This window comes from Streptomyces sp. NPDC002911 (genome assembly GCF_053591835.1).
Genome location: NZ_JBSFUO010000019.1, coordinates 105,781 through 115,583, shown reverse-complemented (window position 1 = coordinate 115,583; position 9,803 = coordinate 105,781). Strand labels below are relative to the sequence as shown.

Genomic DNA, 9,803 nt, shown 5'->3' with positions numbered 1-9,803 from the left:
TACTGCAGGGGGGACCCTGTGGGAGAGTAGGACGCCGCCGAACAATTATTCCGGGAAAGCCCCGTGCCCTTGTGGCACGGGGCTTTTCTGCGTTCCGATCCGATGCAGGCACGGCCTGGTCGGCCGGGTGGGTGTGCCGGCCGACCAGGCCGACGAAGCCGAAGCCGGTCGCAAGACGTCGGCGAAGCTTTGAACTGGTGGTTCTGAGCACCCGCTGGTTCAGGGTATGCTTTAGATCGTTGCCGCAAGGCAGCAGGCCCCAATAGCTCAGTCGGTAGAGCGTCTCCATGGTAAGGAGAAGGTCTGCGGTTCGATTCCGCATTGGGGCTCAGCATCGAGAAAGGCCCCCGCCACCGGCGGGGGCCTTTCTCATGTCCGGATGATGCGTCAGAAGCTGTGCGGCTCCGGAACGCGCATGGCCAGGATGGCCATGTCGTCGGATGCGGGCTCTGCGGCGAAGCGCTCGACGGCCCGCAGGATGCGCCCCGCCACCGCGCCGGCCGTCAGGCCCGTACACATGGCGAGGACATCGGCCAGGCCGTCGTCGCCCAGCATGCGCGCCCCCTCGCGGCGTTCGGTCACTCCGTCGGTCACACACAGGAGGACGTCACCGGGCTTCAGGATGACCTCCTGCTCGTACAGCTCGAGGTCCTCGATGACCCCCAGCAGTGGTTGCGGTTCGGCCGCCGCCTCCACGGAGCCGTCCTGGCGCAGACGCAGGGGGAGGGGGTGGCCGGCGCAGACCACCTTCAGGAGGGCGCTTCCGTCCTCCTGGGGCCACAACTCCCCGTAGAGCAGCGTGAGGAAGCGGCTGCGTGCGCCCTCGTCCAGGATGGCGGCGTTGAGCCGCTCCAGTACGGCAGGGCCCCCGAACCCCTCGCGGGCGAGCAGGCGGAGGGCGTGCCGGGCGAGTCCCGTGACCGCTGCCGCTTCCGGCCCCGTACCGCAGACGTCGCCGATGGCGAAGCCGTAGGCACCGTCGCGGATGGGGAACACGTCGTAGAAGTCGCCGCCGACCTCGTTGCCCTCGCCGGCCGCACGGTAGATGACCTCGATCTCGACGTTGGGCACGTCGGGCAGGCCGGGCGGCAGCAGACTGCGCTGGAGCGCCTGGCTGATGGCCATGCGCTCCGAGTACAGGCGGGCGTTGTCGAGGGCCAGAGCCGCCCGTCGGGACAGGTCCTCGGCCAACTCCAGGATCTCCTGGCGGAAGTGCTCGTCGGACGGCTTACCGAGCGTGAGCATGCCGATCACACGGTTCCTCGCCACGAGCGGCAGGACCACGGTCTCACCTCCCACGGCAAACGCCGTGGCCAGGACGGTGCGGGCCGCGGCCCCCATGCTCAGGGGCGCGTCCCTGCCCAGAGTGCGCTTGGACGTGCGCAGGGCGGCCTGATGCCCGGCTTCCGTGGGCGCCGGCCAGATGCGGGCGCCGGGGGCCGGGACCGGGTCCGGCGGGTCGATGGAGGAGAGCAGGGCCTTCAGGCCGTCGATGCGCTCCTCGTCCTCATGGAGGACGTAGGAGAGATACGGCTCCGAGGACTGGTCCGCGATGGTGTAGACGGCACACCAGGTGGCCAGCGTGGGCACGGTCATCTGTGCCATCAGGGCCAGCGTCTGGTCCCTGTCCAGTGTGCCGGCCAGCAGATCGGACGCCTCGACGAGGAAGGACAGCGAGCCGCGGCGCAGGCGCTCCAGCTCGCCGAGCCTGGCCGACTCGACGGCCAGAGCGATGCGGTCCGCGGCGAACTGCAGCCGCAGGGCCTCCTCGTTGGAGTACCGCCCGGCCGCTTCGGCCGCGACACCGAGGGAGCCGGTGAGGCGGCCCTCGACCTTGAGGGGGACCGTGACGACCGAGCGCATGCCGGTGTCGCCGAGCAGCGGTACGGCGCCCGGTACGACGGTGAGGTCCTCGTGGACGGCGGGCATACGGGCGGAGCCGTAGCGGCCCGTTCCTGCCTCCACAGGGACGCGGGCGAAGCGCTGGCGGGCCGAGGGCAGGCCGGTGGTCGCGCGGACCTCCAGCTCGGTCTCGTCATCGGTGGCCAGCAGCAGGAAGGCGGCGTCGGCGTCCAGCATGTCGCGCGCCCGCTCGACCGTGCGTTGCAGCAGCCCGTCGAGGTCGTCGGGGGCGGGGGAGCCGATGAAGATCTCGAAGGGGTCCGTACTGCGGTTCTCGGCCGAGGAGTCGGAGACGGGGGCCCGCATCGGCGTCTGCAGCACGGCGCGTTCGTAATCGCGCACGAGGAGGCAGACGGTGGAGGGTTCGCCGTCGGCGTCACGGACTCTGAGGTGTGAGGCGTACACCGGGATGACACGGCCGTCGGCGCCGCGGATGCCGTAGCTGCCCTCCCACCGGGAGAGTCGCAGTGCGTCGGCGATGCCGGTGTTGGTGCCCGGGGTGTGCGGCCACGCCACGAAGTCGGTGAGCTGCTTGCCGTCGACCTGCTCCGCGGCGTACCCGAAGAGGAAGGAGGCGTCGTCGTTCCACGAGGCGATGGATCCGGATCCGTCGATCTGGACGACGGCCACGCGTACACGCTGTTCCGCTATCGGGAGGAGTGCGGTGGGCAGCACCGGGCTCGCCGAGCGGACACCCACGGGGCGTTCGGGAAGATCGAGCTGGAACCAGACATGTTTGTGCGTCGGGGTGTACTCGACACCCCAGCGGGAAGCGAGAGCCGCGCAGAGCAGCAGGCCACGGCCACCCTCACGGTCCGGGCTGCCGAAATCTAGACCGGAACTCTGGAGCGGGACCTCTCGCTCCGGGTAGTGGTCGGAGACCTCGACGCGTACGCCGTCCTCGGTGCGCAGACACAGCACGTCGGCGGCTGTGCCCGCGTGCACGACCGCATTGGTCACAAGTTCACTGGTAAGAACGACGGCATCGTCAACGACATCCGTGTAACCCCACCCCTGAAGGGTGTCGCGGACGAAGGCGCGGGCGGTTGCGACCGAGCGTCCGACCGGATCGAAGGTGGCAGCCGCGCGCGCGGTGATCACAGCACTCCCCATTTGGTGTCTCGTCGCTTCCCAGAGTCCTGTGCCCGTATATCGCCGCTTCGATTCGTCTGCCAGGCTAGACGCTCGCCGGGTCTCCCGGGTACACGAGGGCGGACTTGAGTACGCAGGGCAGGCGGCGGTTGTGCGCCCGGCGCACAACTAGGGGGCCCCGGTGAGGGAAATGGGACAACCATGAGACCTTCCCCGCCCTCCCGCTCCGGCCTGGTACGTTTCAACGATTTGACGACCGCATAGTTACCCGTTGACGGTGTGCTGTGGCGGTGAGCCAAAGTGGAAGTGGGCAAGCTTCCGATTACGGCCCGAGCGATACGGTCAACCCCTGCGGGAGGGACACGGTGGAGTCTGGCGTGGCGGCGCGGGGTTCAGGAACGCGCACAAAAGGCGGGCAGTCCGTGAAAAAGCAGCGCAATGGGACCATCGATGTGGACGCGGCAGCTCTGAACAGACTGCTCGCGGCCCTCGTGGCGATGCGTGACGGGAACTTCCGCAGGCGGCTCACCGTCTCCGGCGACGGCGTACTCACGGAGATCGCCGCGGTCTTCAACGAGGTGGCCGACCGCAATCTGCATCTGACGGGCGAGCTCGCTCGTGTACGGCGTGTGGTCGGGCGCGAAGGGAAACTCACCGAGCGCTTGGAGACCGGCGCGTGCGAGGGCTCCTGGGCGGCCGCGATCGATGCCTCCAACGAGCTCGTCGACGACCTGGCGCGACCAGTGTCCGAAGTCGGACGCGTGCTCTCCGCCGTCGCCGACGGTGACCTCGAACAACGGATGGAACTGCGTACGCACGCGGCGGACGAGACCGTTCGCCCTCTGCGCGGGGAGTTCCTGAAGGTTGCCCGCACCGTCAACAACCTGGTCGACCAGCTGTCCGCGTTCACCGAGCAGGTGACGCGGGTCGCGGTGGAGGTGGGTACCGAGGGCAAGCTGGGCGGTCAGGCCCAGGTGCGCGGCATGTCGGGGTCGTGGAAGGACCTCACGGACTCCGTGAACACCATGGCCTACCGGCTCACCGCACAGGTGCGCGACATCGCCCTGGTCACGACGGCCGTGGCCAAGGGAGACCTGTCGCGGAAGGTCACCGTCCATGTGGCCGGTGAGATGCTCCAGCTGAAGAACACCGTCAACACGATGGTGGACCAGCTGTCGTCGTTCTCCTCGGAGGTGACCCGGGTCGCCCGTGAGGTGGGCACCGAGGGTGAACTGGGTGGGCAGGCGACCGTGCCGGGGGTGGCCGGAGTCTGGAAGGACCTCACCGACTCCGTCAACACGATGGCCGGGAACCTCACGTCCCAGGTACGCGGCATCGCCGAGGTGACGACGGCCGTCGCCAACGGCGACCTGTCCCAGAAGGTCACGGTGAGCGCCCGCGGCGAGGTCGCCCAGCTCGCCGAGACGATCAACCAGATGACAGAGACGCTGCGTACCTTCGCCGACGAGGTGACGCGCGTGGCGAGCGAGGTCGGCGGTGAGGGTCTGCTCGGAGGCCAGGCCCAGGTGCCGGGTGCCGCGGGGACCTGGAAGGACCTCACCGATTCGGTGAACACGGTCTTCCGGAACCTGACGACGCAGGTGCGTGACATCGCGCAGGTGACCACCGCGGTGGCCAGTGGTGACATGACGCAGAAGGTCACCGTCGATGTCGCCGGCGAGATGCTGGAGCTGAAGAACACCGTCAACACGATGGTGGACCAGCTCCAGGCCTTCGGTTCGGAGGTGACCCGGGTCGCCCGGGAGGTCGGTGTCGAGGGCCGGCTCGGCGGTCAGGCCGAGGTACCGGGGGCGGCGGGGACGTGGAAGGACCTCACCGATTCGGTGAACACCGCGTTCCGTAACCTCACGGGCCAGGTGCGTGACATCGCGCAGGTGACGACGGCCGTCGCCAACGGTGATCTGTCGCAGAAGGTCACCGTCGATGTGGCCGGCGAGATGCTGGAGCTGAAGAACACCGTCAACACGATGGTGGCTCAACTGTCCAACTTCGCCGACCAGGTGACGCGGATGGCCCGGGATGTGGGCACGGAGGGCCGTCTGGGCGGTCAGGCCCGCGTCGACGGTGTCTCCGGCACGTGGAAGGAGCTCACCGACTCCGTCAACTTCATGGCCGGCAACCTGACCTCCCAGGTGCGCCAGATCGCCCAGGTGACCACCGCGGTTGCGCGGGGTGACCTGTCGCAGAAGATCGATGTGGATGCCCGGGGCGAGATCCTGGAGCTGAAGAACACCATCAACACGATGGTCGACCAGCTCTCCGCTTTCGCCGACCAGGTGACACGGGTGGCCCGCGAGGTGGGCACGGACGGCCGTCTCGGCGGTCAGGCTCAGGTCCCGGGGGTGGCAGGCGTCTGGCGCGATCTGACCGACTCGGTGAACGGCATGGCGGGGAACCTCACCGCCCAGGTCCGTAACATCGCGCAGGTCGCCACGGCGGTTGCGCGGGGTGACCTGTCGCAGAAGATCGACGTGGACGCCCGGGGCGAGATCCTGGAGCTGAAGAACACCCTCAACACCATGGTCGACCAGCTCTCCAACTTCGCGGAGCAGGTGACCCGTGTCGCCCGCGAGGTGGGCACGGAGGGCATCCTCGGCGGGCAGGCGGAGGTGCAGGGCGTCTCCGGTACGTGGAAGGACCTCACCCAGTCCGTCAACGGCATGGCGAACAACCTGACCCTCCAGGTGCGCAACATCGCCGAGGTGACCACAGCGGTCGCCAAGGGTGATCTCTCCAAGAAGATCACCGTCGACGCCAAGGGCGAGATCCTCGAACTGGTGACGACGGTCAACACGATGGTCGACCAGCTGCTCAACTTCGCCGACGAGGTGACGAGGGTCGCCCGTGAGGTGGGTACCGAGGGGATCCTCGGCGGGCAGGCCCGGGTGCGCGGTGCTACGGGAATCTGGAAGGACCTCAGCGACAACGTCAACCTGATGGCCAACAACCTGACCAGCCAGGTGCGCAACATCTCCAGGGTCTCCTCCGCGGTCGCCAACGGAGACCTCACGAAGAAGGTGACGGTCGAGGCGCGCGGCGAGGTCGCCGAACTCGCCGACACCGTCAACACGATGGTGACGACGTTGTCCTCGTTCGCCGACGAGGTGACCCGGGTGGCGCGCGAGGTGGGCACCGAGGGGGAGCTGGGCGGCCAGGCACGTGTCCCGGGTGTCTCGGGCACTTGGAAGGACCTCACCGAGTCGGTGAACTCGATGGCGTCGAACCTGACCGGGCAAGTGCGCCAGATCGCCACGGTCACGACGGCCATCGCCAAGGGTGATCTCACCAAGAAGATCGACATCGATGCGCGCGGTGAGATTCAGGAGCTGAAGAACACCATCAACACGATGGTCGACCAGCTCTCCTCGTTCGCCGAGCAGGTGACCCGGGTGGCCCGTGAGGTGGGCACCGAAGGGCAGCTCGGCGGTCAGGCCCGGGTCCGCGACGTCGACGGAACCTGGCGCGACCTCACCGAGTCGGTGAACGAGATGGCGGGGAACCTGACCCGCCAGGTGCGCGCGATCGCGGCCGTCGCCACCGCGGTGACCCGGGGCGATCTCAACCTCAAGATCGATGTCGACGCGGCCGGCGAGATCCAGGTGCTGCAGGACAACATCAATACGATGATCGCCAATCTGCGCGACACCACGCTGGCCAACAAGGAGCAGGACTGGCTCAAGGGCAACCTCGCCCGGATCTCCGGTCTGATGCAGGGCCGCCGTGATCTGGACGACGTCGCCTCGCTGATCATGAGCGAGCTGACGCCGGTCGTCTCCGCCCAGCACGGTGCGTTCTTCCTGGCCATGACCACCGGCGACGGGGACGAGGTCGGGTCGGACGCCGGCAGCGAGAACTCGTACGAGCTGCGCATGCGCGGCAGTTACGGTTACTCGGCGGGCTCCATGCCGACCTCCTTCCGGCCCGGTGAGACGCTCATCGGCACGGCGGCCGAGGAGAAGCGGACGATCCAGGTGGACAACGTGCCGCCGGGCTATCTGAAAATCTCCTCAGGGCTCGGAGAGGCCCCGCCCGCGCACGTGATCGTGCTTCCGGTGCTCTTCGAGGGGAAGGTGCTCGGTGTCATCGAACTGGCATCGTTCCAGCCGTTCACACACATTCAGCGGGACTTCCTCAACCAGCTCGCCGAGATGATCGCCACGAGCGTCAACACCATCAGCGTCAACACGAAGACCGAGAAACTCCTCGAACAGTCCCAGGAGCTCACCGAACAGCTGCGCGACCGTTCGCAGGAGCTCGAGAACCGGCAGAAGGCGCTACAGGCGTCCAACGCCGAGCTGGAGGAGAAGGCGGAACTGCTGGCTCAGCAGAACCGCGACATCGAGGTGAAGAACACCGAGATCGAGGAGGCACGGCAGGTCCTGGAGGAGCGAGCCGAGCAGCTCGCCGTCTCGATGCGTTACAAGTCCGAGTTCTTGGCCAATATGTCGCACGAGCTGCGTACGCCGCTCAACTCGCTGCTCATTCTGGCCAAACTGCTCGCGGACAACGCCGAGGGCAATCTCTCGCCGAAGCAGGTGGAGTTCGCCGAGACGATCCACGGGGCGGGTTCCGACCTGCTCCAGCTGATCAACGACATCCTCGACCTGTCCAAGGTCGAGGCGGGCAAGATGGACGTCAGTCCGACTCGGATCGCCCTGGTGCAGCTGGTCGACTACGTGGAGGCGACGTTCCGCCCGCTCACCGCGGAGAAGGGGCTCGACTTCTCCGTACGGGTGTCTCCGGAGTTGCCCGCCACGCTGCACACGGATGAGCAGCGGCTGCTGCAGGTGCTGCGCAACCTCCTGTCCAACGCGGTGAAGTTCACCGACAGCGGTGCCGTGGAGTTGGTTATCCGGCCGGCCGGCGCCGATGTGCCGAACGCCATCCGGGAGCACCTGCTGGAGGCCGGTTCGCTGCGCGACGCCGACGGCGACCTGATCGCCTTCTCGGTCACCGACACCGGAATCGGCATCGCGTCGAGCAAGATGCTGGTGATCTTCGAGGCGTTCAAGCAGGCGGACGGCACGACCAGCCGCAAGTACGGGGGGACCGGCCTCGGCCTCTCCATCAGTCGGGAGATCGCCCGTCTGCTGGGCGGCGAGATCCACGCGGCCAGCGAACCGGGGCGTGGGTCGACCTTCACTCTGTACCTGCCCCTGCACCCGAGCGAGCTGCCTCCGCAGGGCTATCCGCAGATGGGGCCCGGTCCCATCGAGATCCACGCGAGTTCCGCCGGGGGTGCCCTGCACCTGGAGGCGCCGCATGGCCACGGGGTCGAGCAGCCCCTGGGCGACCCTGCGAACTCCGCCGGGGTGTTCCGTCGCCGGCGCAAGGCCCTGGGGGGAGCGGCGCAGCGCCCCGCCCTGGCGAACGGCAGGTCCGTGGAGGAGAGCGCGGCGCCGGAGGAGTGGGTGCAGAGCGCGCAGGAGGCGCCGACACCTCGCCGGACGTTCCGTTTCCACGGAGAGAAGGTACTGATCGTCGACGACGACATCCGCAATGTCTTCGCTCTCACCAGCGTGCTCGAGCAGCACGGCTTGTCGGTGCTCTACGCGGAGAACGGACGCGAGGGCATCGAAGTCCTGGAGCAGCACGACGATGTGACGATCGTTCTGATGGACATCATGATGCCCGAGATGGATGGCTACGCGACGACGACGGCGATCCGGCGGATGCCGCAGTTCGCAGGGCTGCCGATCGTCGCGCTGACAGCCAAGGCCATGAAGGGCGACCGCGAGAAGGCGATCGACTGCGGAGCCTCCGACTACGTGACCAAGCCGGTCGATTCCGATCATCTGCTGTCGGTTATGGAGAACTGGATGCGCGGAGAGTGACCGGGCGGGGAGTGACTCACGGGGATCCATCGGCCCGTTGTGTCCGGCAGGGTGTGAGTGGGCGAGATCCGGGGAACCTTCTGAGCTTCGACCGCGTTTTCGCTATGTGCACAGTGACATCGCGGTGACAGGGTGTGGTGACAGGCGGGGTGCGGCTACCATGACCGGCACAAGGACGGACGGCGTAAGGGAGTCGTCCCCTGGGGCGGCACCCGGTGCGATTCCGGGGCGAGGAGGACGGGCCATGGTGCAGAAGGCCAAGATCCTCCTGGTCGATGACCGGCCGGAGAATCTGCTGGCGCTGGAGGCCATCCTCTCTGCGCTCGATCAGACACTGGTACGGGCATCGTCAGGGGAGGAAGCGCTCAAAGCGCTGCTCACGGACGATTTCGCGGTCATTCTGCTGGACGTACAGATGCCCGGCATGGACGGATTCGAGACGGCCGCGCACATCAAGCGGCGGGAGCGGACCCGGGACATCCCGATCATCTTCCTGACCGCGATCAACCACGGTCCGCATCACACCTTCCGGGGTTATGCGGCGGGTGCGGTGGACTACATCTCGAAGCCTTTCGACCCCTGGGTGCTGCGTGCCAAGGTCTCGGTCTTCGTCGAGCTGTACATGAAGAACTGCCAGCTGCGCGAACAGGCGGCGCTGCTGAGGCTCCAGCTCGAGGGCGGCACCCACCGGGGCGCCGACGAGAAGGAGCCGGCCGGTCTGCTCGCCGAGCTCTCGGCACGGCTCGCCGCGGTGGAGGAGCAGGCGGAGGCTCTCTCCAAGCAGCTGGACGACGAATCGGCGGACGCGGCCGCCGTGGCCACCGCAGCCCATCTCGAGCGCAAGCTCACCGGACTGCGCCGTGCGCTCGACGCGTTGGAGCCCGGGGCGGGCGGTTCTGCGGTCACCCTGCCTTCGCAGCCCTGAGCTGCCGCGCTGAGGGCGCGTCAGTTCCA

Annotated in this window: 3 protein-coding genes and 1 tRNA gene; 3 read left to right on the top strand and 1 reads right to left on the bottom strand. The window is 67.7% G+C overall.

Annotation, left to right across the window (positions count from 1 at the left end):
• The first annotated feature begins 256 nt into the window (after nt 1-256).
• Nucleotides 257-329: transfer RNA gene (locus ACWD04_RS25015), tRNA-Thr, on the top strand.
• 58 nt (nt 330-387) lie between these two features.
• Here the strand turns inward: ACWD04_RS25015 and ACWD04_RS25010 are convergent.
• Nucleotides 388-3,003 carry a SpoIIE family protein phosphatase gene (locus tag ACWD04_RS25010; protein WP_451135467.1) on the bottom strand — a complete coding sequence of 872 codons (2,616 nt, stop codon included), beginning with the start codon at nt 3,001-3,003 and terminating at the stop codon, nt 388-390.
• A 413-nt stretch (nt 3,004-3,416) separates the two neighbouring features.
• On the opposite strand from ACWD04_RS25010, the gene ACWD04_RS25005 reads away from it, so the two are divergent.
• Nucleotides 3,417-8,849, top strand: coding sequence for a HAMP domain-containing protein (locus ACWD04_RS25005; protein ID WP_451135465.1), 5,433 nt, complete (start codon nt 3,417-3,419; stop codon nt 8,847-8,849).
• A gap of 244 nt (nt 8,850-9,093) precedes the next feature.
• On the top strand, nt 9,094-9,774 hold the full coding sequence (locus ACWD04_RS25000; protein ID WP_451135463.1) for a response regulator: 681 nt from the start codon (nt 9,094-9,096) through the stop codon (nt 9,772-9,774).
• Nucleotides 9,775-9,803 lie beyond the last annotated feature (29 nt).

Excerpts from the sequence above, each read along its gene's own strand:
- ACWD04_RS25000 (WP_451135463.1), top strand. The coding sequence starts at position 9,094 with ATGGTGCAGAAGGCCAAGATCCTCCTGGTCGATGACCGGCCGGAGAAT.